25 protein-coding genes are annotated in these 23,659 nt (G+C 68.8%); 10 read left to right on the top strand and 15 right to left on the bottom strand.

Annotated elements, in window-relative coordinates; genetic code table 11:
* Nucleotides 1–28: 28 nt before the first annotated feature.
* Genes ACZ6MA_RS26975 through ACZ6MA_RS26955 form a run of 5 tightly spaced genes read right to left on the bottom strand, consistent with a single transcriptional unit; the run spans nucleotide 29 to nucleotide 5,096 of the window.
* Nucleotides 29–1,324 carry an MFS transporter gene (locus ACZ6MA_RS26975; protein WP_469436633.1) on the bottom strand — a complete coding sequence of 432 codons (1,296 nt, stop codon included), beginning with the start codon at nucleotides 1,322–1,324 and terminating at the stop codon, nucleotides 29–31.
* A gap of 52 nt (nucleotides 1,325–1,376) precedes the next feature.
* Nucleotides 1,377–1,589: an MbtH family protein gene (locus ACZ6MA_RS26970; protein WP_469436631.1), complete on the bottom strand. Its 213-nt coding sequence runs from the start codon at nucleotides 1,587–1,589 to the stop codon at nucleotides 1,377–1,379.
* 29 nt (nucleotides 1,590–1,618) lie between these two features.
* Complete coding sequence (locus tag ACZ6MA_RS26965; protein ID WP_469436630.1) at nucleotides 1,619–2,623, bottom strand: ornithine cyclodeaminase family protein; 1,005 nt, start codon at nucleotides 2,621–2,623, stop codon at nucleotides 1,619–1,621.
* A gap of 47 nt (nucleotides 2,624–2,670) precedes the next feature.
* Nucleotides 2,671–3,828, bottom strand: a complete 1,158-nt coding sequence (locus ACZ6MA_RS26960; protein WP_469436629.1) for an NAD(P)/FAD-dependent oxidoreductase — start codon at nucleotides 3,826–3,828, stop codon at nucleotides 2,671–2,673.
* Nucleotides 3,828–5,096 (bottom strand): DegT/DnrJ/EryC1/StrS family aminotransferase, encoded by a 1,269-nt coding sequence (locus tag ACZ6MA_RS26955; RefSeq protein WP_469436628.1) that lies wholly within the window; start codon nucleotides 5,094–5,096, stop codon nucleotides 3,828–3,830. Before ACZ6MA_RS26955 ends, ACZ6MA_RS26960 begins: the two co-directional genes overlap by 1 nt.
* 247 nt (nucleotides 5,097–5,343) lie before the next feature.
* On the opposite strand from ACZ6MA_RS26955, the gene ACZ6MA_RS26950 reads away from it, so the two are divergent.
* Entirely contained in the window at nucleotides 5,344–6,540 is a 1,197-nt protein-coding gene (locus ACZ6MA_RS26950) for a cytochrome P450 (RefSeq protein ID WP_469436626.1), read from the top strand.
* Between the two features lie 365 nt (nucleotides 6,541–6,905).
* On the opposite strand, the gene ACZ6MA_RS26945 is transcribed toward ACZ6MA_RS26950, so the two are convergent.
* The 6 genes from ACZ6MA_RS26945 to ACZ6MA_RS26920 all read right to left on the bottom strand — a co-directional run bounded on the left by ACZ6MA_RS26945 (nucleotide 6,906) and on the right by ACZ6MA_RS26920 (nucleotide 11,752).
* The gene (locus ACZ6MA_RS26945) at nucleotides 6,906–7,160 is read right to left on the bottom strand and encodes a hypothetical protein (protein WP_469436625.1); all 255 of its coding nucleotides are present in this window, start codon (nucleotides 7,158–7,160) and stop codon (nucleotides 6,906–6,908) included.
* Between the two features lie 33 nt (nucleotides 7,161–7,193).
* A complete protein-coding gene (locus tag ACZ6MA_RS26940; protein ID WP_469436624.1) occupies nucleotides 7,194–8,036 on the bottom strand; it encodes a sporulation protein in 843 nt (280 codons plus the stop codon).
* A 206-nt stretch (nucleotides 8,037–8,242) separates the two neighbouring features.
* Nucleotides 8,243–8,659 carry a hypothetical protein gene (locus ACZ6MA_RS26935; protein WP_469436623.1) on the bottom strand — a complete coding sequence of 139 codons (417 nt, stop codon included), beginning with the start codon at nucleotides 8,657–8,659 and terminating at the stop codon, nucleotides 8,243–8,245.
* 186 nt (nucleotides 8,660–8,845) lie between these two features.
* Nucleotides 8,846–9,115, bottom strand: coding sequence for an acyl carrier protein (locus ACZ6MA_RS26930; RefSeq protein WP_469436621.1), 270 nt, complete (start codon nucleotides 9,113–9,115; stop codon nucleotides 8,846–8,848).
* 76 nt (nucleotides 9,116–9,191) lie between these two features.
* Nucleotides 9,192–10,478, bottom strand: coding sequence for a ketosynthase chain-length factor (locus ACZ6MA_RS26925; protein ID WP_469436619.1), 1,287 nt, complete (start codon nucleotides 10,476–10,478; stop codon nucleotides 9,192–9,194).
* Nucleotides 10,475–11,752: a beta-ketoacyl-[acyl-carrier-protein] synthase family protein gene (locus tag ACZ6MA_RS26920; protein ID WP_469436618.1), complete on the bottom strand. Its 1,278-nt coding sequence runs from the start codon at nucleotides 11,750–11,752 to the stop codon at nucleotides 10,475–10,477. Before ACZ6MA_RS26920 ends, ACZ6MA_RS26925 begins: the two co-directional genes overlap by 4 nt.
* Nucleotides 11,753–11,994: 242 nt before the next feature.
* On the opposite strand from ACZ6MA_RS26920, the gene ACZ6MA_RS26915 reads away from it, so the two are divergent.
* The 4 genes from ACZ6MA_RS26915 to ACZ6MA_RS26900 are packed head-to-tail and all read left to right on the top strand — an operon-like array spanning nucleotide 11,995 to nucleotide 15,232.
* Nucleotides 11,995–12,966, top strand: a complete 972-nt coding sequence (locus ACZ6MA_RS26915) for a quinone oxidoreductase family protein (RefSeq protein WP_469436617.1) — start codon at nucleotides 11,995–11,997, stop codon at nucleotides 12,964–12,966.
* Nucleotides 12,967–13,000: 34 nt separating this feature from the next.
* On the top strand, nucleotides 13,001–13,786 hold the full coding sequence (locus ACZ6MA_RS26910) for an SDR family NAD(P)-dependent oxidoreductase (protein WP_469436615.1): 786 nt from the start codon (nucleotides 13,001–13,003) through the stop codon (nucleotides 13,784–13,786).
* A gap of 31 nt (nucleotides 13,787–13,817) precedes the next feature.
* Nucleotides 13,818–14,792 carry an aromatase/cyclase gene (locus ACZ6MA_RS26905; protein ID WP_469436614.1) on the top strand — a complete coding sequence of 325 codons (975 nt, stop codon included), beginning with the start codon at nucleotides 13,818–13,820 and terminating at the stop codon, nucleotides 14,790–14,792.
* Nucleotides 14,789–15,232, top strand: coding sequence for a nuclear transport factor 2 family protein (locus ACZ6MA_RS26900; RefSeq protein ID WP_469436613.1), 444 nt, complete (start codon nucleotides 14,789–14,791; stop codon nucleotides 15,230–15,232). The genes ACZ6MA_RS26905 and ACZ6MA_RS26900 overlap by 4 nt, the downstream gene beginning before the upstream one ends.
* 25 nt (nucleotides 15,233–15,257) lie before the next feature.
* Here ACZ6MA_RS26900 and ACZ6MA_RS26895 read toward each other — a convergent pair whose 3' ends face one another.
* On the bottom strand, nucleotides 15,258–16,163 hold the full coding sequence (locus ACZ6MA_RS26895; RefSeq protein ID WP_469436611.1) for an MBL fold metallo-hydrolase: 906 nt from the start codon (nucleotides 16,161–16,163) through the stop codon (nucleotides 15,258–15,260).
* Nucleotides 16,156–16,446, bottom strand: a complete 291-nt coding sequence (locus ACZ6MA_RS26890) for an antibiotic biosynthesis monooxygenase family protein (protein ID WP_469436610.1) — start codon at nucleotides 16,444–16,446, stop codon at nucleotides 16,156–16,158. Before ACZ6MA_RS26890 ends, ACZ6MA_RS26895 begins: the two co-directional genes overlap by 8 nt.
* A gap of 314 nt (nucleotides 16,447–16,760) precedes the next feature.
* Between ACZ6MA_RS26890 and ACZ6MA_RS26885 the strand changes: the two genes are divergently transcribed.
* From ACZ6MA_RS26885 to ACZ6MA_RS26870, 4 genes are all read left to right on the top strand, one after another.
* Nucleotides 16,761–17,642 (top strand): AfsR/SARP family transcriptional regulator, encoded by an 882-nt coding sequence (locus ACZ6MA_RS26885; protein ID WP_469436608.1) that lies wholly within the window; start codon nucleotides 16,761–16,763, stop codon nucleotides 17,640–17,642.
* The gene (locus ACZ6MA_RS26880) at nucleotides 17,639–18,685 is read left to right on the top strand and encodes a phosphotransferase family protein (RefSeq protein ID WP_469436606.1); all 1,047 of its coding nucleotides are present in this window, start codon (nucleotides 17,639–17,641) and stop codon (nucleotides 18,683–18,685) included. The genes ACZ6MA_RS26885 and ACZ6MA_RS26880 overlap by 4 nt, the downstream gene beginning before the upstream one ends.
* Before the next feature lie 130 nt (nucleotides 18,686–18,815).
* Entirely contained in the window at nucleotides 18,816–19,322 is a 507-nt protein-coding gene (locus tag ACZ6MA_RS26875) for a flavin reductase family protein (RefSeq protein WP_469436604.1), read from the top strand.
* A gap of 15 nt (nucleotides 19,323–19,337) precedes the next feature.
* Complete coding sequence (locus ACZ6MA_RS26870) at nucleotides 19,338–20,423, top strand: LLM class flavin-dependent oxidoreductase (RefSeq protein ID WP_469436603.1); 1,086 nt, start codon at nucleotides 19,338–19,340, stop codon at nucleotides 20,421–20,423.
* Between the two features lie 96 nt (nucleotides 20,424–20,519).
* On the opposite strand, the gene ACZ6MA_RS26865 is transcribed toward ACZ6MA_RS26870, so the two are convergent.
* Nucleotides 20,520–20,954, bottom strand: a complete 435-nt coding sequence (locus tag ACZ6MA_RS26865; RefSeq protein ID WP_469436601.1) for an enediyne antibiotic chromoprotein — start codon at nucleotides 20,952–20,954, stop codon at nucleotides 20,520–20,522.
* 1,437 nt (nucleotides 20,955–22,391) lie between these two features.
* Here ACZ6MA_RS26865 and ACZ6MA_RS26860 point away from each other — a divergent pair.
* Nucleotides 22,392–22,520: a hypothetical protein gene (locus tag ACZ6MA_RS26860; RefSeq protein WP_469436599.1), complete on the top strand. Its 129-nt coding sequence runs from the start codon at nucleotides 22,392–22,394 to the stop codon at nucleotides 22,518–22,520.
* 380 nt (nucleotides 22,521–22,900) lie between these two features.
* Here ACZ6MA_RS26860 and ACZ6MA_RS26855 read toward each other — a convergent pair whose 3' ends face one another.
* Nucleotides 22,901–23,080 carry a hypothetical protein gene (locus tag ACZ6MA_RS26855; RefSeq protein WP_469436597.1) on the bottom strand — a complete coding sequence of 60 codons (180 nt, stop codon included), beginning with the start codon at nucleotides 23,078–23,080 and terminating at the stop codon, nucleotides 22,901–22,903.
* Nucleotides 23,081–23,659: the final 579 nt, after the last annotated feature.

The following is a 23,659-nucleotide window of genomic DNA, read 5'->3' as shown; positions in this document are numbered from 1 at the left end:
CTGGCGCGTGCCGGCCGGGCCCGTGGGGTTACGCGGCCTGGAGCTCGGCCGGTACCTCGTCGTGGATCCGGTGCACCGATCCGGCGACCACCCAGACGATGGCCGTCCAGGCGAGGACGCCGGCGAGGGCGAACGCGGAGGCGTTGCCCCAGGCCGAGGCGGCGGCGGCGCCCAGGACGGGACCGAGCGCGTTGGCGCCCCACACCAGCGGCAGGGACACACCGCCCACGCGGCCCATCATGTGCGGCGGCGTGGCCTTCTGCACCATCGTCATGATGCCGACGTTGGCGATGGGGGTGGTCAGGGAGGAGAGGAACTGTGAGAGGGCGACGACGACCACGCCGGCCGGGCCCTTGCCGGCTGCCAGCAGCAGGAGGAGGGCGGCGCCGAGCAGGGCGTGCGTGAGGATCAGCGTGCGGCCCACGCCCAGGTGGTGCAGGGCCTTGCGGGAGAAGATTGCGCCGATGACGAAGGCGACACCGCCGATGCCCATGACCAGGCCCAGCTGGGCGGGGCTGAAGTCGAGGTCGTCGTAGGTGTAGACGACGAGCATCGCCATGGTCATGGAGACGGCGAGGTTGCCGAAGAAGCCCATGAGGGTCAGGTTGCGCAGCAGTCGGTTCCCCACGAGGGTGGTGAAGCCGTGCTTGAGGTCGCTCACGGCCGCGCCCACGCCGCGGCCGCTGGCCTGGGGAGCCGGCTCCGGCTTGCGGATCGTCATGAGGGTCACGGTGGAGACCAGGTACGACACCGCGTCGACGGTCACGGCCTTGGCTGCGCCCAGCGCGCCGACCAGCAGACCGCCGAGGCTACGGCCGAAGACGGCGGCCAGCGAGCGGCTCATCTGCGTCTTCGCGTTGGCCTCGGCGTAGTCCTGGCGCTCGATCAGCGCCGGGAAGTGCGCCTGGTAGGCGAGCTGGAAGATCACGTCCAGGGTGCCCTTGACGACGGCGACCGCGTAAAGGTGGCCCACCGTCAAAGTGCCGGTGACGGCCACGAGCGGCAGGGAGCCGAGGGCTATGGCGCGGCCGATGTTCGCCGTGATCATCAGCGGCCGTCGGCGCATGCGGTCGGTGAGGACTCCGGCGATCGGCCCGAGGAGGACGAACGGGATCCACTGCAGGGCGGCCAGGAGGCCGACTGTGCTGACCGAGGCGTCGAAGACCAGGACGGCGAGGGAAGGCAGAGCGATCAGCGACACTTCGCTGCCGAGGAGACTCACGGACTCGCCCGTCCACAGCTTCATGAAGTCGCTGTTCTGGGTGAGTCCGGCTTTCTTCGGGGCTTCGGCCTCTGGGCTCTCTGCTTTCGCCTGCGTCGTCATTTCATTGACCTCATTTCACGTGGGGAGGGGGTGTCGGCGGCTGGAGGCGCGGTTACTGGGCGCCAGCAGCGGCGAGGCGCTGCCGCAGGCTCAGGGGCCGCATGTCGGTCCATACCTCGGCGATGTGCGCCAGGCAGGCGTCCTTGGGGCCTGAGAAGCCAGTGGGGGTCCAGCCCTCGGGGACAGGGCGGGCGTCGGCCCAGATGGAGTACTGCTCCTCGTGGTTGATCACCACGAGGTAGGTGCGGCTGTCGTCAGTGCGCACGGGAGTCACCTCGGTCGTGTGTGCGGGTTTTACGGGAAGGAGATGCGGTTGCCGAGTTCCTGCTCGACGGCGCGCCGGTAGACCAGTTCGCAGGCGACGGCGTCCTGGACGGGGAGGCCGAGGGTTTCGAAGACCGTCAGCTGGCTGTCCTCGGTCCGGCCCTCGGCCTGGCCGACGAGCACCTGTCCGAGCTCTGCGGCGATAGCGTCGGCGGTGATGGCGCCTTCGGCGATGGGAAGGAGGAGGTCACCCGCCTCGCGCAGGGCTGCTTCCTTGCTGTCAACGATCAGCCGGGCGGAGGCGACGGTGGCGGTGGGCAGCTCCCGGCAGCCCGGGCCGAAGGCACCGATGGCGTTGATGTGCACGCCGTGGTCCTTGGGCAGCTCCTCGGCGTTGAAGACGGGCTCGTCGCCGGAGACGGACGTCGCCGTGCAAAGCACGTCCACGTCGCGCAGGGCTTCGGCGCTGGAGTCGCAGACCTCGACCTGGGGGTAGAGGGTCCGCGCCCACTCCGCGAGCTGCTCGGCCTTGGCGCGGGTGCGGCTGTAGATCTTCACACTCTCCCAGGGGCGCACCGAGGCCAGTGCCTCCAGGTGTCCGCGCGCCTGCACACCGGCTCCGATCACGGCGAGGTTGGTGGCGTCGCGGCGGGCGAGGGCGTCGGTGGCGACAGCGGTGACCGCGGCGGTGCGGATCTCGGTGACGGATATGGCGTCGACCAGGGCGAGGGGCTGGCCGTGGACCGCGTCGACGAGGATCACCAGGCCCTGGACGCTGGGCAGTTCCCGCTCGCCGGCGCGGGGGAACATGCTGAGCATCTTCAGGCCGAGGACCGGCTCCTCGGCCTGGCCGCCGACGGCCGGCATGAGCAGGACCATGCCGCCGTGGCCGGGCGGCTCGACGGTCACCCGCGGGTGCTCGTACAGCTCGCCGCGAGCGGTCTTGGCCATGGTGTCGGCCATGGCGGGGATGGCGTTGTCGTAGTCGAGCAGCTTGCGTACGGCTGCTCCATCGATGACGTGCAGGTGTCCCACGGGCTTCTCCTTGTGGCGTGCGGCCTGTCGGCTGCGGCTTGATGCGGTCACAGGCCCGAGCGGGCCAGGTCGTATTCGGTGGTCCCGTCCAGGGCCAGCTGTGCCAGCGCCCGGCCGAAGACCGGCACGAACTTGAAGGCCCAGCCGGCCGCCTGAACGAGTACGCGTTCGCAGCCGCCGCCCTGCGGCAGGGGCCCGAGGTAGAACTGCCGGCTATGGTCGCGCGGCAAAGCGATCACACAGGAGCCGGTGTCGAGCGGCTGAGGGTCGAGCATCGGCATGTGCCGGGCGACAAAGTCGGTCGTGCGGCTGATCTGGTGCGCGTCAGGGCCCGGGCGGGGCTCGGCGGGCAGTGCGCGGGGGGCGATTTCGAAGTCGGGCGCGACGCGCACGAGACCGCCGGGGCTCCACGGGTTGCTGCCGAAGCCGTAGAAGAGGTTGCTGTCCTCGTCCGTGGGCTGCTGGAAGGCGAACCAGGTCGGCAGGTCGGCTCGCGGGTCGCGCTGACGGAAGTAGGCGGTCGCCATCTCGTACACCTCGACGTCCAAGTGGACGCCGAGCTGATTGAGCAGGTTGTTGGTCCACGCTCCGGCGGTGACCACGACGTGGCCTGCGCTCACGCGCTCTGCGCCGATGACGACGTCGACCCGGTCGGCGTGGGGTTCCAGCGCGGTGACGGGCGTGTTCGTACGGATCTGTGCGCCGTGCTGGCGCGCGAGATGGGCCAGGGACCACAGGGTGCCGCGCACGTCGACGGTGCCGCCGTCGGGCTGGAAGAAGCCCTCGTAGTGGCTGGGCAGGCGGGCGAAGCCGAAACGCTCCTCGATCGCCGCGGCGCCCAGCCACTCGTGTCGCAGCCCCAGGTCTTTGAGCACCTGCGCGGCGTCGGCGATCTGCCCTTCGTTCGTGGCCTCCAGCGTGTCGCCGAACCACAGGCTGCCGGTGCGGTGCACCAGCCGGCGCCCGGTCAGCGCCTCCAGCTCGTGCCACATCGGGAGCGCCTGGAGCGTGAGCTCCGCCAGGTCGCGCTGCGTGTACTGCACACGCCACTGCCGTTCGGCCCCTGCGGAGCTGCCCGTCTCGTTCGGTATGTCCCCGCTCTCGAGCACCAGCACCGAGGCGCCACGTGCGGCCGCGTAGTAGGCGGTGCTCAATCCGACGGCGCCGCCTCCGACGACCGCTATGTCATAAGAGTCATGAGCCATCAGGCTGTCCTTCCGAGAGACGTGTGTGCGGCGGGGCATGTGGCGATGGAGTGCTCCACCGCGTCCATCAGATGGGTCGCCTGGGTATCGTCGATGCTCGGCTGGCAGGGAAGGTTAAACATCTCCCGGAACCACCGGCGCTCGGCGACCGGGCATTCGCCCTCGCCATGGCCACGGGTGCGCCATTCCGGCATCAGGTGCAGCGGGAAGTACCGCAGCTGCAGCGTGCAGCCTTCGACGTCCATGGCGGCCAGCAGCGCGTCGCGGTCGATGACGTCCGGATCGACGAAGGCGGTGAACAGATGGAAGGGGTGGCCGACGTTCCCTGGTGTCTGGGGCACGCGGACGCCGGGGATCACGGAAAGCCGTCGCGTGTAGTAGCGGGCCAGTTCCCTGCGCCGTGCTTGGAGGGCGGGCAGCCTTCGCAGCTGGACGAGGCCAACCGCTGCGGCCGGTTCCGAGAGCGTGCCGTTGATGCCAGTGCCCCGGACCATCAGGCAGTCGCTCGAGTACGCGTCCTCCGGGAAAAGCGCGCCGACCGGAGCCTGTCGGGTGCCGTCGAAGACGTGCCTGGCGGGCACATACCGCGCGTCCACGAGGTTGTCACGCAACGCCAGGGCCCGGCGTGCGACGGCCGCGTCGCGAACCACCAGCATCCCGCCCTCGCCGAGGGTGGTGATGTTCTTGGAGGAGTGGAAGCTGAAGACGGCGAAGTCCCCGAAGCTTCCGAGGGGCCGCCCGTCCAGCGAGCCACCCAGGGCGTGCGCCGCGTCCTCGACGACTTTCAGCCCGTGCTTCTCCGCGAGCGCCATGATCTTCGGCATGTCCGCGGCCCAGCCGCCGTAGTGGACCATCACGATGGCCCGGGTACGGGGGGTGATGAGCTCGGCGATCCGGTCGGCGTCGATGTTGAGCGAGTCAGCTTCGACGTCGCAGAAGCGCACGCGCACGCCATAATCCAGCAGGGGCTGCACCGTCGCCAGGTAGGTCTGCGGCGTGGCGATGACCTCATCGCCCGGCCGGAGGCCGAGCAGATGGACAGCCAGCCTCAGGGCCGTGGTACCGCTGGTGACCGAGATGGCGTGCTCCACCCCCAGGTGGGCTCGGAACTCCTCCTCGAAACGGTCCCGCCACATGCCGCCGGACAGCGTCCGGCCCGAGCGCAGGACCTCTTCGAGCACCGCCAGTTCCTCGTCGCCGAGGATGCTGCCCCGTGCGGGCCTGGTGTGAGGACTTATAGGAACGACTGCGGTTGGTGCGGCATCCATGGTGTTTCCCCGCATCATCTGGGTCTTCTCCGTCGGCCATGGGCCGGGAACACAACACAAGTGGCGACAACTAAACAAACACACTACACAAGAAGCTTCAAGAGGCTCCGTAGAGTATAGGAAGTCTCCAGCGATTCAGTAGCGTTTCTATGGAGAGTCTTCAGCCAGTCCTCAGCGGCTGCTGACACAGTGTTGACAGACAGGCTCCATGTGACGGAGAGGAAGCCTCCCCTTGACCACCTGCCCGATGCATCAGACGCCGCCGGCCTACCCCTTCGGCAACCGACGCACCGTCCTGGACGCTCCCTCCGAGTTGGACGGCCTGCGCGACCGGCCTGCTATGGAGGTCACGATGCCCAGCGGAGACACCGCCTGGGTGGTGACGCGTTACGAGGACATCCGCGCCCTGCTGTCGGACCCGCGGCTGCATCGCGACCGCACCAGCGACGACCTGCCGCGAATCACCAAAGACAACTCGATGTTCCAGGACCCCAACGTCAGCCTGGACCCGCCGCAGCACCCGCGGATGCGCCGTCTGATCGCCAAGGCCTTCAGCGCGGCGCGCGTCGAGCGCATGCGGCCGCACGTCCAGGCCCTGGTCGACGAGCTGGTGGACGCGATGGAGGCCAAGGGCGGTACCGCCGACATCGTCGAGGACCTCGCCTTCCCCTTGGGCATCCGCACCCTGTGCGGCCTGCTGGGCGTGCCGGTCGAGGACCAGAAGAACTTCCGTCTGTGGACCGACGCCTACCTCTCGGTCAACCGCTACTCCGCCGAGGAGGTCGGCCGCTACCGCGGCGAGCTGTTCGGCTACATCCAGCAGCTAGTGGCCGCCAAGCGCGAGCAGCCCGCCGACGACCTCATAAGCTCGCTGATCGCCGTCCGCGACGAGGACGAGAACTTCCTGAGCGAGTACGAGCTCCTCTACTGGGTGCAGGGCCTCCTGATGGGTGGTTACGAATCCACCGCCAACCACCTGGCGGCCGCGGTCGTGACCCTGCTGGCCCACCCCGAGCAGCTCGCCAAGGTGCAGGCCGACCCGTCCCGGGTGCCGGCCGCCGTCGAGGAGCTGCTGCGCTACCAGGTGCTCTTCTCGCAGCTCGCAGCCGTGCGCTACGCCGCCGAGAACATCCAGGTCGGCGAGGTGACCATCCCCGCCCGCTCCGCCGTCATCCTCGCCCTGGAGTCGGCCAACCGCGACGAGGCCGTCTTCAAGAACCCCGAGCGCCTGGACATCGACCGTGACGACAACCGCCACCTCGTGTTCAGCGCCGGCCCGCACTTCTGCGCCGGCTCGGCGCTCGCCCGCCTGGAGCTGCAGACCGCGATGGAGACGCTGGTGCGCCGGTTCCCCGGCCTTCGCCTGACGAAGCCGGCCGACCAGCTCGTGCGCAACACCGGCGTCCTGGTCGAGGGCTTCACCGAGGTTCCGGTCACCTGGTAATCAGCCACTGCGCCGTCGACGGCCCATGGAGATGATCCCGTGGGCCGTAGAGGCGTTTCGGCTCCCCGGCTCCGGAGTACTCAGCGCCACCGGGCCGGTAGGCGGGCTTGTCGCTCGGGGCCGCGGCGGCTACCGAATGCCGGCTCGGGTCATCATGTCCGACACGGTGCGTTACAGAGCAGCGAGCACGCCAGATACCAGTGGCCATGTCTGCTGGCACTGCATCCATCAGCCGCTGGGCTTCGGCCACGGAGAAGGAACTCGCGAGCGTGGCTCACGCTGGAAAGCCCTGGTATCCGAATAACGCCACGGCGATATTACAGCGGACCACGGCACCTGGGGTCCGGCGGTCCGCTGGTGATGCATCAGGCTGCGACGCCGAGTTCCTTCCGGGTCCGGTGGATGAACTCGCGGACAGCCGGTTCGCGCCGCCAGGGGGCGAGGGCGGTGTTGAACTCGCGGACGTAGTCCAGCGCGCGGGTCGATTGCACGCGGGCGAGGATATCGACAGATCGGTTGCCCAGCTCCAGGCCGTGGTCGAGGTCACGGGCCTGGAGGTGGGCGGTTCCGACGATGGCCAGCCGCATGCCGACGGAGTGGGTGAATATCCCGGGCCGCATGGCGGCGGCCTGCTGGTTCCAGGCCAGGGCGGCCTAGGGGTTCTTCAGGTCTCGGAAGACCTCGGCGGCATCGGCGGAGAGCCGCGCGTGGTGATAGAAGTCGATCCACCCCGGCTCGTCACCGCTGTCCTCACGGGTTCGCTCGAGGAGGTTTTCGGAGGCGGCTAGGGCCCGGGAGGCGGCCCGCTCGTCTCCGGTCCGCGCGTGAGCGCGGGCTTCGATGAGCTTGGTGAAGGCCAGCACCCGGGGCACCGCGTCGTGCTTGGCACGTTCGAAGGCGCCCTGGGCCATATCGATGGCTTCCTCGGCGAATCCGCGCATGAGGGCCTGCATGGCCATGGTCGTCAAGACATAGCAGCCGAGCTGGACGTCCCCGCCGGCCCGGGCGAGGCGAAGGACCTGAATGAAGTGCCGCTGGGCGACCTCGTGCTGCCCGACGTCGAAGGCCGTCCAGCCGGCGAGGCGGGAGAGCTCGGAGGTGACGGAGAACAGCTCGCAGCCGACCTCGTCGGAGAACGAGCCCCGCAGCAGCGGGACGGCCTGCTGTTCCAGGCAGGTGGTTACGGAGTTCGCCCGCCAGTTGCCGCCCCCGAATTTGGAGTCCCAGCGGCGGGCCTCGTCGGCCGCGTCCCGCAGTTCGTCCAGGTCCAGGCGGCCGACTTGAGTGCCGCCGCGGTGGTGGGCGGTGTCGTCGGCGGGGGTGACGAGCCAGCGGGTGACGGGGGTGGTGAACGCGGAGAGCGCGAAGCTCGATCCGGTCAGGAAGTCGCGGCGGTTCACACTGCTCCAGAACGAAGTGGCGACGCGGACGGCATCAACGGGTTCCCTGGGGAAAACCAGCCCCAGATCCGCATCCGGTGTCTCGGCCTCGCCCATCCCGATCTCCGTCATCGAGACCGGGCGGCCGAGCCGTACAGACGTCCTCGATGCAGCCGCCGACAGCACGGCCAACCGCACCCTCGGCGGTGGCATATCCGGCCTTCCAGATCCGCCCAGAAGACTCATCAGACCGATAATGGGGGTACTGACTTCTTGGCGTGGCTGGCCCGCTCCGAATCGGAGACGGACGTTACTCCCGCGTCTCACACTTGGCCGAGCCTCCGCCGACCGAGTGCCGAGGCAGCCTCATCCGGCCCGACGGGCGCGCAGTCGCGGACCGGGCGCCCGATATCGGACGGCCAACTGGGCCTGACACGCGCGGCGAAGTCCGCGAAGTCCTCCCGCAGGTACCGCGGATCCGACGGCTTCAGCCGGACCCGCTGACGGCTGTCCGCCCACCAGACCTCGAAATCAGCGATCGTGCCTTCGGCGGGCCAGCGCTCTTCCTGCTCCGGCAACATCAGGGTGTCGACGAAGCCCACAATGGCCAGGCTGATGTCGACGAAAATCCCGATTGCCCCCGGTCTGGGCACCTTCACGACAGTGCCCCGGAAGACTTGTCCGAGACACAGGTCGCCCCGGATTCGCTCCCACGCCGCGCTCGTCATCACGAAACGCATCTTCGCAGCCTCGCCGCATGTGGAATCAGCCCGGCCCTGGAGTGAGCGTGAGCTCACACCGAGACCGGGCCGAATTCGCCGACAGCACCAAGACCTGCCGAGACCCAGACACGGAATTCCTCGTACGACGATGGCCTGGGCAGCGCGGCTCGCACCACCGCACCGTCCAGGCCATCTACTGATAGCTCAGGCTGCGAGCGGCAGAGCCGCGGCGGCCTCGTTGGCGATGCGCAGGAGGTCGTTCGGAGCCTTGGCTTCCTCGATGACCTCGTCGCCCAGGGTGAAGCCGAACTGGCGCTCGAGGACGCCGACCGTCTCCAGAAGGGCCACGGAGTCGTAGCCGAGGGCGGCGAACTCCAGGTCCGCCACGTCGCCTGCCAGGTCCGCCTCCGTGCTGTCGCCCGCCGCGGTACGCAGGGCGTCGAGGATGTCCTGCAGGGTGATCTGCTGAGTCATTTCTGCACTCCTGAGAAAGGTTGAGTTGGTCTGATGAAGGAGTCCGGCGCCGACAGGAGCCGGACTCAAGAGCGGATCAGTGACTGGAGTCGACGGCCTTGACGACCACGGCGGAGTTGAAGCCTCCGTGTCCGCGGGCGATCACGAGCGCGGTGGTCGTCTCCTGTCGCCTCGGCTCGCCCACGACCAGGTCCAGCTGGTGGTCGGGGTGCGCCTCGCTGACGTGGGCCGTCGGCGGGATCACCGAGTCCCGGATGCCCAGCAGCGCTGTGGCCAGGTCCAGCGGTCCGCCGCCCGAGTACAGGCGGCCGGTCATGGTCTTCGGTGCGGTGACGGGCACGCCGTAGGCTCCGAAGACGGCTCGCAGGGCCTCGGCCTCCACCGCGTCGCCCTCCCAAGTGCCGGCTGCGTCCGCGTAGACGACATCCACGTCGTCCGCAGTGCAGCTGGCGTCCGCCAGGGCCTGCACGATGGCCTGCTTGAGGGCGGGCTCGCGGCCGCTTCCCGGAGGCGGATCGAAGGTGGCGGCGTGACCAGCCACCTCGCCGTAGATCCGCGCTCCGCGTGCGGTTGCTGCTGCCTGCGATTCGAGGACGAGGATCGCGCCTCCCTCGCCGGGGACGAACCCTCGGGATTCGGCGGAGAAGGGAAGGTAGCCACACTCGGGATCCTGCGCGGTGCTCAGCGACCCGGTCGCCAGCTGAGCCGCCCACCCCCACGGGCAGAGGGCCGAGTCGACGCCACCGGTGACTATCAGCGACGCCCCCGCGCGCAGCTGGCGACGGGCGTGCACCACGGCGTCCAGGCCACCGGCCTGGTCGGCGACGATCACTCCGCTGGGGCCGCGCATGCCGTTGCGGATCGAAATCTGGCCGGTGTTGACGGCGTAGAACCAGGCGAAGGACTGGTACGCGCTGACGTACTCGTTGCCCTTGCTCCACAGGTTCTGCAGCTCCCGCTGGCCGAAAGCGAAGCCGCCCGACGCGCTGGCGGTGACCACGCCCGCGTCCAGCGAGTGCAGTTGCTCCGGCCCGGCGCCTGCGTCGGCCAGTGCCCAGTCGGCCGCCACGAGGGCCAGTCGCGTCATGTGGTCCGTCTGCGGCAGCAGCCTGCTGGGCAGGTGCTCCTCGGCGGTGAAGTCGGCGATCTCTCCGGCGAGCCGAGCCGGGTAGCTATCGGGGTCGAACCGGGAGATGCGCCGGATGCCGGACTCGCCCCGCAGGGTCGCCATCCAGTAGGCCTCGGTTCCAAGCCCGTTGGGAGCGACGATGCCGAGCCCTGTGACGACTGCTTTGTCCGTGTGCTGCACGGGGCCCGCCGCTGGCGTGCGGTGTTCGGTGGGTGCTGCGGTGGTGGTGCTCATGCGGCCATTCCTCCTGCCGGATCGCATGCGGTCAGCACGGCCGCGCTCTGAAAGCCTCCGAAGCCACTGCCAGTGCTCAGCACGTTCCTGACCTTGGCCGGGCGAGCGGTCACCGGGACGTGGTCGAGGTCGCAGCGCGGGTCGGGATCGTGCAGGTTCGCCGTGGGCGGGATCAGGTCGTGCTGCATCGCAAGGACGCAGGCGGCCAGCTCCAGAGAGCCGATCGCACCGAGCGAGTGCCCGATCATGGACTTGATGGAACTCACCGGCGTGGTGCGGGCGTGCTCGCCCAGGCTGCGGTGGATCGCGGCCGTCTCGTGCAGATCGTTCTGCTTGGTGCCGGATCCGTGGGCGTTGATGTAGTCGAGCTCTCCTGGAGTCACGCCCGCCTGGGCCAGAGCGGCTGTGACCGCTTCGGCCAGCTCCACGCCGTCGGAGCGCAGCCCCGTCATGTGGTAGGCGTTGCTCCGCGTGGCGAAGCCGGCGACTTCGGCGTAGATGCGCGCGCCGCGCTGCCGTGCGTGCTCCAGCTCCTCGAAGACGAACACTGCCGCGCCCTCGCCGAGGACGAAGCCGTTGCGCGTGCTGTCGAAGGGCCGCGACGCGTGGGCTGCGTCGTCGTTGCGCGTCGAGGTGGCGCGGATCGCGTCGAAGCAGGCCAGGGTGATGGGTGAGATGGGCGCGTCGGTGGCGCCACCGAGAACGATGTCGGCGGACCCTTCGCGGATGAGCCCCGCCGCATGTCCCACGGCGTCGAGCCCGGAGGTGCATCCGGTGGACACGACGTTCACCGGGCCCTCGGCGCCGACCCGCCAGGCGACTTCGGCGGCGACGGAGCTGGGAACCGCGTAGTCGTACAGGTGCGGTACTCCGTAGCGGTGGTCGACCAGGTCGTGCCGGCCACCGTCGCTGACGACGACATACTCCCTCTCCAGGCTCGTGGTGCAGCCGACCGCGGTGCCGATGGAGACGCCGACGCGGTGCGGAGCGAGATCGCTCGCGGTCAGACCGCTGTCGGTCATCGCCTCGTCGGTGGCCACCGAGGCGAACTGTGCCGCACGGTCCATCCGCCGGATCTCCTGGGGACTCAGCCCGTGCTGCTCAGGCGAGAAGTCGCACTCGGCAGCGATCTGCGAACGGTACCGAGAAGCGTCGAAAGAGCTGATCGGACGCGTGGCGGTGCGTCCGTTGGAAAGCAGATCCCAGTAGGCATCCGTGCCGATTCCCCCGGGGGCGACCACGCCCAGACCGGTGATGACGACTCGTCGGGTCATCGCACTCCTCCCGCAATATGCCGACCTTGTCTTGATGTCGACGTTCGCACTCCGAAGTGGAGATCGCCTGGAGGAGGGCTGGGCTATGACCCCAGCACAGCGGCTGGAACGGGATTTTCCGGGCTGACCGGACCGTCTCTCCATGTCTTGACGATCTTGCCTCCAGCGCTCGCGCATAGCGTTCCCCCGGTTCGGTGCCGCTCATGGCGCGAGCACCTGGCACAGCGAGAGAGGGACATCAGATGCGTGTCGTGCGCTACCACAGCTACGGAGCTCCGGAGGTCCTCCAGCTTGAGGAGGCCCCGGTACCCACCCCCGACGAGGGGCAGGTCCTGGTCCGTGCCGAGGCGATCGGCGTCAACTTCATCGAGACGCAGCGCCGGCAGGGCACCGGCCCCTTCCCTCCCGCGCTGCCCGCCACGCCCAACGGCGACGTCGTCGGGCGAGTGGAGGCCGTCGGTCCCGGGGTGAACACCGTCTCCGTCGGTGACCGTGTCGCCGCCCCGGTGATGGGTGCCGCCTACGCGGACTACGTCGTCACCGACGCCACGTTCCTCGCGGCGCTGCCCGACGAGATCGACGCGGCGCACGCCAGTGTGCTGGCCTCCCCGGCGCAGACCGCGCTGTGCGTCCTGCGCACGGCCTGGATCCAGCCCGGAGACACGGTGCTGGTGCACGCGGCAGCCGGTGCGATCGGCCACCTCATGACCCAGCTGGTGAAGATCTATGGTGCGGGGAAGGTCATCGGCACCGTCGGCTCCCCCGCCAAGGCCGAGTTCGCGCGGGCGCACGGCACCGATGTCGTCATCGACTACAGCGACGCCAACTGGGTCGACGCTGTCATGGAGGCCACTGACGGCCAGGGCGTGGACGTGATCCTCGACAGTGTCGGCGGCGACGTCCTGCTGCAGGGCCTGGACGCCCTGAAGCCGTTCGGCCGGCTGGTCTTCTACGGCGCCTCGGGCGGCACCCTGCCGCAGGTGCCGGCCATGCGGCTGATCCCGATGAAGTACGTCGTCGGCTGCGGGCTCGACCAGTGGTGGGCGCACCGCCCCGAGGAGATCCGCTCGGGTCTGCAGGAGCTGATCGGCCATGTCGTGGAAGGCCGGCTGAAGGTCTCGGTGCACGCCGAGCTGCCGCTCGACCAGGCCCCGGAGGCCCACCGCATCATCGAGAACCGCGCCCAGCTCGGGCGTGTGCTGCTGCGCCCTTGAAGACCATCAACCACCACCTGTGCGGAGAACAGACATGACTGACCAGGACCGTAAACTCGCGCTCGTCACCGGCGCCACCAGCGGCATCGGCCTCGCGGCGGCGCGCGGCCTGGCCCAGGACGGCTACCGGGTGTTCCTGTGCGCCCGTACGACGGAGAACGTCGATCGGACCGTCGAGCAGCTGCGGGCCGAGGGCCTGGAGGCCGACGGCGCGGCCGCCGACGTCCGGGACCCGCAGAGCGTCCACCAGTTCGTGGCGACCGCCGTCGAGCGGCACGGCATGGTGAGCGTCCTGGTGAACAACGCCGGCCGCAACGGTGGCGGCCCCACCGCCGGCATCGCCGACGAGTTGTGGCTCGACGTCATCGCCACCAACTTGAACAGCGTCTTCTGGGCCACGCGTGAGGTTTTGACCACGGGCGGGATGCTCGAGGCCGGGCAGGGCCGGATCATCAACATCGCCTCTACGGGAGGCAAGCAGGGCGTGGTCCTGGGTGCCCCGTACTCCGCCTCCAAGCACGGCGTGGTCGGCTTCACCAAGGCCACGGGCCTGGAGCTGGCCAAGACCGGGATCACGGTCAACGCCGTGTGCCCCGGTTACGTCGAGACGCCGATGGCCGAGCGGGTGCGCCAGGGCTACGCCGCGGCGTGGGAGACCACCGTCGACGACGTTCAGCAGCGGTTCAACGCCAAGATCCCGCTGGGCCGTTACTCGACTCCGGACGAGGTAGCGGGCATGGTCCGCTACCTGGCGACCGACACCGCAGCGTCCATCACCGCGCAGGCCATCAATGTCTGCGGCGGCCTGGGCAATTACTGACGCCCCCATACGCCCCATAGGAGGCAATGTCATGGCTCACGCCGGACAGCACACCGAGCACAGCATTCGGATCGCCGCTCCCGCGGCCACTGTCTACGCCCTGGTGGCGGACGTGACGCGGTGGCCCGTGGCCTTCCCGCCCACCGTCCACGCCGAACGCCTGGAGAGCACGGCCCTCGACGACGGCTCCCAGGAGGAGACGATCCGCATCTGGGCGCAGGCCAACGGTGAGGTCAAGGACTGGACCTCGCGCCGCACTCTCGCACCGGCGCAGCAGCGGGTCAGCTTCCGCCAGGTCGTCAGCGCGCACCCCGTGGCTGCCATGAGCGGTGCGTGGATCCTGGAGTCCGACGGGGAGAACGGGACCCTGGTCCGGCTGACGCACGACTACCGCGCCGTGGACGACGCGCCCGAGCACCTCGAATGGATCGCCCAGGCCGTCGAGCGCAACAGCACCGCCGAGCTTGAGCGGCTCAAGGCCGTCGCCGAGCGGGAGAGCGCCGACAGCGATGGCGTCACGTTCTCCTTCGAGGACGCTGTCGAGATCGACGGCACGCCGCGGGACATCTTCGATTTTATCGACCGCGCCGACCTGTGGACCGAGCGGCTCCCGCATGTGGCCCGTGTCAGCCTGTTCGAAGACAAGCCCGGAGTCCAGGTGCTGGAGATGGACACGCGCGCCGTCGACGGCTCCACGCACACCACGCGTTCCATCCGGCTGTGCTTCTCGCCGACGCGGATCCTCTACAAGCAGCTCAAGCTCCCTGGCCTGCTGTCCGCGCACACCGGGCAATGGACCTTCACGCCGGGGCGCAACGGTACCCGTGCCACCTCCCGGCACACCGTGTCGGTCAAGCCGGAGACCATCGCCGGCATCCTCGGCCCCGACGCCACCTTGCAGGACGCGAAGGCGTACATCCGCAAGGCGCTTGGCACCAACAGCTTGGCCACGCTCAACCTGGCCAAGCAGTACGCGGAGAAGCGTTCGCAGGAGCGTGCGGCATGAGTGAGCTCGTCGTGACGAACGAGGCGCAGCAGGCCTACCTGGAGGTCCAGCACTTCTACGCCCGGCAGATGCGGCTGCTCGATGAGGGCAAGGCGGAGGAGTGGGCGCAGACCTTCACCGAGGACGGCGTCTTCGCGCAGAACGTCAAGCCTGAGCCCTGGCAGGGCCGGGAAGAGATCACCTCGCGCATGCGAGTGGGCCTGGAGCGCCTGGAGGCGCGTCCCGTCACCCGCCGGCACTGGCTGGGCATGGTCATCGTGGACGACGGTGTGGAGCCCGGAACCCTGCGGTCCCGCTTCTACGCGATGGTCTACGAGACGCCGCACGGCGGTGATCCCCGCCTTCACCTGAGCACGACGGGCGAGGACGTCCTCGTGCGCGGGGAAGACGGGGAGCTGCGGGTGCGGTACCGCCTGGTGGACCACGACGGCGTCGCCTGATTGGCAGGAACAGCCTTGGGCTGTCTCAGGCGAGACAGCCCAAGGGCCGGCCGCCGTTGTAGGCGACCATTTCCTTGAAGACCGGTGCCGACGGCAGGTACGCCCCCTCAGGTGCTCCCTGCAGTTCGGCACAGGCACGGTGCAGGTTGGCCACGAGCCGTTCAGGGTCACGCAGACCGGCGAATTCGCCCAGGGTCGCGCGGCGGGCGGCGTCGAGCGGATCGATGCCTCGTCGCACGCAATGCGCGGCGAGGTCGAGCACCCACGTCAAGTAGGCCTCGGTGGTGTCGATCACCTCCGGGCCGCAGGCCGGTCCGTGGCCGCACACGATGGTGCGCGCGCCCAGTTCACGCAGGCGGCCCACGGTGCGCAGTAGTCCGCGCACCGAGCCCATCAGGGCGAACGGCGTGCAGTCCGACATCAGCAGGTCGCCGGCGAACAGTACGCGTGCACCGGGCAGCCATACGGCCGTGTCGTTGGTGGTATGGGCGGCCCCGAAATGCAGCAGTTCCACCTCGACGTCGCCGAGGTGGAGCGTGGCCTGGTCCCCGTAGGTGAGGGTGGGCAGCGCCACCTCAAGGTCTCCCCACTGGACGTCCGGCCAGACGTGGGTAAGTGCGAGACCCCGCTCAGCCATCTCGGGGCGGGTGCGCTCGTGAGCCACGATGACCGCTTCCTGCTGGAAGAGGAAGTTTCCGTGCGTGTGGTCACCGTGATGATGCGTGTTGACGACCGTCCGTACGGGCAGAGCCGTCAGGGACGCGATCTCCTCGCGCAACCGCAGCGTGCGGCTGAGCGTGGCGGCGGTGTCGATCAGAAGGACGGAGCGGTCGCCGACGATGACGCCGGCGTTGTTCAGGCACCATCCGCCATCGGGCTGGATGAATGCGTGAACACCGTCGGCGATACGCTCCATGCGGGACTCAGCCATGGATGGCGGGCAGGCCTTCGTGGACCACGTCGCACACGTGCGGGTCCCCCTTGATGATGGGGAGCAGCTTCTGGAACTGCTCGCGGAATTCCGGCTGGGCAAGGGCGTCCTTGAATGCCTCCTCGGACTCCCACTCCGCGATGTTGAAGTAGACGTTGGGCTCCTTGGTGGACCGCACGAGACGGAAACGGATGAGGCCCGGACGGGTGCTCATGAAGGACCCGATCTCCGCGTAGATGGCCTCGAACTCCGAGGGCTCGCCGACCATCGTGACCTTGTTCATGAAAACGACCACAGCATTGACTCCGCTTCTGCAGGTGTTCGACTCCAGAATCGTAAGAACCGCCGCTGGAGAACCACATGACGAACTATCGAAGGTTCCTCTCCGACCCGTACAGGATGCGCCGCTGAGCGTGCTTCTCACCTGGCACTCTGGCCGACCACAGAAAAAACCTGCCGGCAGGTATGTACCGAGGAAGAAAGAGCCACCTCCCGGACCTGCAGCACTTTGTGGAAACTTGTCGCCGGGAGCTCGCGGGGCGACTCCCCCGGGGCCGCCGCTCTGCGGCCGTTTTCCTACAGGTGGGGGTATTTCACATGGAGTTCGGAGTTCTTGGCCCGCTGTCGATGACCGACCAGGGTGTTTCGCAGCTGCCGTCCGCACCGAAGACCCGGCAGCTGCTGGCTCTGCTGATGCTCAATGCGAATACCCCGGTCCCGGCCTCGGTGTGCATCGAAGAACTGTGGGGCGATCTCGCACCGCGCAGTGCCGTTCAGACGCTGCACACGTACATCCTGCACATACGACGGGCCATCACGGCCGCACCGTCGGTGGAATCCGCCCGGCACGCCAAGGACATCCTGCACACCCTGCACCAGGGCTACATGCTGCGCATTCCGACGGGCAGCCTCGACCTGCATACCCTCGGGGAGCGCATGGAAGAGGCGCGGTCGGCGCAGGCGTCCGGTGACGACCAGCGCCTGTCCTCCGCCTTGCGCCGGGCCCTGGCTGTCTGGCGGGGACCCACGCTCATCGACATACAGCCCGGGCCGCGGGTGGAGACCCGGATCGCCGGACTGGAGGAGCGCCGCCTGACGATCCTCGAACAGTGCATCGAGGCAGAACTGCGGCTGGGCCTGCACCATGAGCTCCTGGGTGAACTGCGCTCGCTGATCACCGAGCACCCCACCCACGAGAACCTGCACGCGCAGTACATGCTCGCCCTGTACCGCTCGGGTCGCGTGGCGCACGCGCTGGACGCGTATCACACGCTGCGGGAGCGGCTCGACGACGAGCTGGGTCTGGAGCCGTCGCCCCGGCTGCGTCAGCTCCAGACGGCGATCCTGGCCTCCAACCCGGCGCTCAGCGTCGAGACCCCGGAGCACTCCAAGCTGTCCCTGGACCTGATCCGGCAGGCGCCCCACGGTGCCCCGTCCATGGCCGCGCGACCCACCAGCGCGCACCTGGTGCAGGCATGACGACCACGACGCAACGGGAGGCGGCGCTGGAGGCAGCCGGCCTCCCGTTCCTAGAGGGCCTGCGCGTCACCGGCATCGAGCGTCCGCGGGAGACCGGCTTCTCCGCCGAGACGCTCTGCGTACGGGCCGAGGGGTCGGACGGCACGGAGCGACGTTTCGTCGTGAAGGTCGCTCCGACCAAGCCCGGCATCTACCCGGACGCACGCTTCGAGGAGCAGTACCGGCTGCAGCAACTGCTGAGTACGGCGACGGACATACCAGTTCCGACCGTGCACCACTACGAACCAGACCCGCAGGTGCTCGGTGCGCCGTTCATGGTCATGGACTGGGTCGACGGCTGGGTGCCGACGGACTTGCCCTCGTACCACCGAGCCGGCTGGCTCACGGAGCTGACGCCCAGCGAGCTGCGAGGGCTGTGGCTGAACTCCCTTGAGACCATGCAGCGGATTCACCGCCTCGACGTGGACGCGCTGGGCCTCGGATTCGTGGGGCTGCCCCGCTACGGCACCTCCGGGACGGCCCAGCAACTGCACTACTACGAGCGGCACCTGGACTTCTTCGGCTGCCGGGACCACGGCACGGCCGCGCGGGCGCTCTCCTGGCTGAAGGACCGGATGCCCGCCGACGAGCCGGCGCCCGGCCTGCTGTGGGGTGACGCCCGGCTGGGCAACCTCATCTTCGGCAGCGACCTGCGTCCGGTGACGGTCCTGGACTGGGAGATGACCGGCCTCGGGCCCGCGGAGACGGACCTGGCGTGGTTCCTGTGGATGGATCGCTTCCTCAGCGAGGGGACGGGCGCCGAGAGACTGGCAGGCCTGCCCTCACGCCAGGAGACGATCGACTACTACAGCGACCTGCTGGGCCGCCGGCTGGAGAACCTCGAGTACTACGAGGTGCTCGCAGGATTCCAGTTCTGCCTGATCACCAGGCGCGTCGAAGACCTGCTGCGCTCCTCGGGTGCACTGGCCCCGAGCACCAAGATCGCCCTGCATGCCAACGCCACGGCTCAGCTGGGCCGTCTGCTGGCGGAAACAGGAGCCTGAGGCCGACGCCCAGCAGCACCGTCACCGTCATCAGGGTGATTCATCATCCCGCTTCGATCTCACCTCCAGTTCCCTCTGGAAGGGTTGCGGCATCCCTGTCCGTCTTCCCCTTCCGGAGGGAGCAAGCGCGATGCCTGTCGCACCTGAGCTGTTCCGAGGGATCTTCGGGGCACTCTCCAACTCCGTCGCGGTCGTCACCGCTGCGGCCCCCGACGGTCCGCGTGGCTTCACCTGCACAGCGGTCAGCGCCCTGTCCAAGGACCCTGCCCTGTTGCTGGTATGCGTGGACGCACGGTCCCAGACGCTCCCCACGATGCAGACCACCGGCGGTTTCGCCGTCAACTTCCTGGCCAGTGACAGCGAGAGCCTGTCCCGCCGCTTCGCCGGTCCCGCCGAGAACCGGTTCACCGGCGTCTCCTGGGCCGCATCCGCCCACGCCCACGGGGCACCGCTACTCACAGACCACTGCGTCGCGGTCGCCGAGTGCCAGCTCCGCCGGACGATACGCGCCGGCGACCACTGGATCCTCATCGGATCCATCGAGCACGGCGCCGTATACGAAGACCGTCAACCGCTCACCTATTGCCGCCAGACATACGGCAGCGCGCCCGTTCAGCCCCTCGCCGCCGTGGCGTAGGCACAGGAGTCAGCCATGAAGTTCGGAATCAACCTGTTCCCCACCGTCGGGCCCGCGCAGAAATCGTCGGCGGACCACTTCCGCGACGCCCTGCACCTGGTGCAGCTCGCCGAAGAGCTCGGCTACCACCATGCCAAGACCGTCGAGCACTACTTCTTCGACTACGGGGGCTACAGCCCCGACCCGGTGACCTTCCTGGCCGCCGCGGCCGCTCGCACCAGCCGGATCCGCCTGATCACCGGGGCAGTCATCCCGGCCTTCACCCACCCCGTCAAACTGGCCGGTCAGCTCGCGATGCTCGACAACCTCTCCCACGGCCGCCTGGACGTCGGTTTCGCCCGGGCCTTCCTGCCCGATGAGTTCGCGGCGTTCGAGATCCCGATGGACGAGAGCCGCGAGCGGTTCGAGGAGGGCGTGCGGGCCTGTGAGCTGCTGTGGAGCGGCGACGACGTGGTCCACGAGGGGCGCTTCCACCGCTTCGGACCGGTCAGGTCCCTTCCCAAGCCCTACCAGGACCCGCACCCGAAGGTATTCGTCGCCGCGTCCATCACGCCGGACTCGTGTGCGGCGGCGGGGCGTGCCGGTCGCGGGCTGATGCTGGTGCCCTCGATCAACAAGCCCGAGCAGACGCGCGCGATGATCGACCTGTACTGGGAGGAACTGACCGCTGCCGGGCACGACCGCTCACGCGGCGAGGTCCACCTCAGCTACAGCAGCTATCTGCACGAGGACAGCGCGATGGCTCGCGAAAAGGGCCGTGTCTATTCGAAGTACACCAACGAGAAGATGGCTGAGGCCATCTCCGCATGGGCCAGCACCACCAGCAGCGACTACAGCGGATACGAACGGATCGTCACCAAGATCAAGAACGCTGACTTCGACAAGCAGGTCGACGCGGGCAGGACTCTGGTCGGCTCCCCGGAAGAGGTGAGGGAACACGTGCGCCGCATCCGTGACTGGTACGGCGACGCGACCGTCAGCCTCCAGGTCATATCCGGCAACATGCCGCTGGCCGAATCGGAACGGACCATGCGCCTGTTCGCGCAGGAGGTCATGCCGGAGTTCACGGGCGAAGAGGTCACCGCGCTGCCGCAGACGTAACTGTCCGCGACAGTACCGAACAACCGAATAGGCGAGCGCCCCGTGCGGGCCGGAGGAGTCCGGTCCACACGGGGCTGCGTCAGCTCTAAGCCATCATCACTTGAAGGAGATGGCCTGTGCGCCCAGACCCTTGCTGGGGTCCGAGAGCAGGACGGTCACGATGCCGACCTTGTTCACCGAAGCGTCGACCGCGCCGGTCGCCTGGTTGGTACCCAGGTTGTAGCCGTCGAACTTCTTCTTGACCGTGAACGGAACGGAGAACGAGCCGTCCGAGCCCACGGTGACGGTCGCGGCAGCCTTGTCGCAGGCGGCGCGCTGCGAGAAGTCAAGGTCGCACTCGGCAACGCCGATCTGCGCACCCGGGGTGTAACCGGAGCCCGACACCGTGATGGTCTGGCCATCGGCCAGGCCCGTGCTGGCGCTCAGGGACAGAGCCGGAGCCGCCATGGCGGTCCCGGCGGCCAGCGCCGTGGCGGCGACCGCGGTACCGACGAGAGCGACAGAACGCAGACCCTTGCTGATTGCCTTCATTTTCACCTCAGTCTAACGGATTTCCTTGATGCCCACGCCCCTTGCGGCGTCGACACAGATGAATCTATAGCGTTCTCCTGGAGATTACGTTGACGCGGAATGAAGCATTCCTAGAGAATTTCTTGGGTGGCTCTGGAACGTGACTGGCGGGCACTGTAGGGCAGTTGACGCCGCATCAAGGCAATGTCATTTGATCTATCTAAATGGGCATTTCATTCCCATAAACGCTCCGAGGCGCAGCCTCGTGGTGCTCCAGGAGGAAGAGTGGGAGCCATTCAGGAAAGAGGCGGAGCCGTAAATTTCTGGATGCGGTATCTACGCTTTGCGCGGCATCCGCTTCCGGCCCTCTGCAGGGAGGGGGCGGGTCACTTGGCGGGGCGGCGGTGAGGCGCCACAGGGCTCGACAGGGAGGTTGACCAGCTTCAAGGCGCCGAGGGCTTCGTCGTCGTCCCGCGCCGTTGGAAGGTCGAGCGGACGATCGGCTAGCTGATGAAGGCCCGCCGCAATGCCCGGGCCTACGAGCGCCTGCCCGAACTGGCGGAAGCGCACCTGGCCTGGGCACTGATCACGATCATGACCCGGCGTCTGGCCCGGGCGGCAGGCGGAGCGGGTCGGCCCTCCCGGAAGTTCAGCCAGAGGGCCGGCCCGCGGCCATGACGGCGGCTGCTCTACATGAGGTTGAGCAGTCCGAGTAGCTGGGTGAGGACGGGGTGGGCGGAGCGGTCCTGGGCGGAGCAGACGGTGGTGGAGCGGTCGGTGCTGTGGTAGTAGACGTTCGAGAACAGCACGACGGGTCCGTAGCTGTCGCGGCGGCAGTCGATGTGCGGCTTTCTCCTTCTCCGTTTCCGCGAGGTCACCCGCCTGCACTCTTCGGTGAAGGCGGCTTCGCCGCTGTCCGCAAACGCCGGATGGACTCAAACGCCGGCCCACCGGCGTCTACGGTGTGCCGGCTATCGCGAACAACGGTTGAATCACCAGATGATCACCACGTGGCCGTGCGTGCCCTCGGCACCTCGGGGACCGGACGCCCCCTCGCTGCCGGACTCTCCCTTGTAGAGGTCCCTTTGCACGGCGGTCCCGCCTGCTCCGCCGCGTGCCCCGGCGCCGCCCTTGCCTCCAACTGCCACTCCAGGCGGCAACAGGCTGCCGGCCGGGCCCGCGGGGCGCGCGGCAGCCCCACCGGGGCCGTTCACCACGAGGTGGCCGCGGGGCTCCGGCCGCTTCGACTCGGAGTCGGAATCGGAGTCGGAGTCGGATGTGCACTCCTGGTTGTCCTCAGCAGCCCCCACCCGCCACCCCCGCTTGGAATCGTTGCCCCGTCGTACCCGTTGCCTCCCGGCAGCCCCCGGCCGCCTTGAGAGCCGTGGAGCACGTGGACGTGCCGCCCGTAGCACGAGCTGGTTTCAGCGGCCGCGGACCGGTTGGCGCCGGGGGACGATGAGCCCCCCTGCCGCCCCCGCCCCCACCGTGTGCGGGCAGCGCGACCCGGCCGGAGCCACCACCGCTGGCGTGCGCCAGGCGGAAGGAATCGTGCGGATCGAAGCCCTCCTGGTCATGGCGCAGTGAGAAAATGATCATCGACGCCTCTCCCTCCTCGCCCTCGGCGGCCTTCCCTCCGGACGCGCCATGACGTCCGTCCCGACCGAAGTAGGTGGCCCCACCCCGGCCTCCCGCGCCGCCCGCGCCACCGCTCCCGCCGTGGCCCCCCGCACCGACGGACACCGTGAGCTGCCGAGCCGGTGTCACGCGAAGGGTGCAGGTCACGTAGGAACCGCCTCCGCCGCCCCCGCCACCCGAACTTCCGGCCCCTCCCCCGCCGTCGTCACCCCTGGCGAGCGACCCCGAGGCCAACACGTTGTGCGCCTCTCCGCCGCCACCGCCACCCCCGCCGCCACCGCCGCCCCCCACAGGTGGACGGTCACTTCCTCGACTCCCGGAGGCACCTGTCACGGATGCGCTCCCGGCGTGGAGAAAACCTGCCGGCCGCCGCCGACGGGCGCGGCCACCGCCGCGCCCGGTGCCAGAGCCGCCGGGACCGCCGCGACGGCCGCCAGCAGGGCCGCCACCCGCGTCACTGATCGGTACCCGCCACCCCATGCCCGTCCGCTCTTTACCTGCTCGCTCATGCGTTCCTTCCTCATATGGCTTCCGGCCCGGCACTCGGGCCGGAGCCGGTCGCATCCGCCTCGCTCTGCACTCGGGGTAACAGCCGGAATGATCAGAAGGTAGTCCGATCTACCTCGAATCGGGGAGGGCTCGTTCTGTATGGACGGTGCGGGCCCGCGCCCTGGTGGGGAGTCGGCGGTCAGCAACCGACAACGCGGGAACAGGGACCGCACATACTCGGCTTGCCCTCGCCCGAGGCGTTCACGGCGTAGACGAGGACCACCTACTCGTGGCCCGCGATCAACCCGGTGAGACGCGCTGCCGGCGAAGTCCGGGTAGCCCGTGACGGCAGGGAGGTTCTGCGGCGTGCTCTTGTCGTACACCCACACCGCTCAGTGGTCGATCGCATCGCTGTACGGTCCGGCCGGCGGGGACCAGCTCACATCGACGACACCAGCCCGGGCAGTGGCGGTCTGCGCCTGGGGCCACCCGGCGGCGGTCGGCGCCGCCTTCCCCCGGCCATCGACAACGGCTGCGCCGCGACCGCGCCCGTGGTGTGGTCACCGCCAACCGGACGCGAGTGAGGCGTCTCAGCAGGT

The organism is Streptomyces sp. NPDC042259 (genome assembly GCF_055582085.1).
The sequence above is the reverse complement of the archived record's forward strand: the minus strand, read 5'-3'. Positions and strand labels throughout refer to the sequence as shown.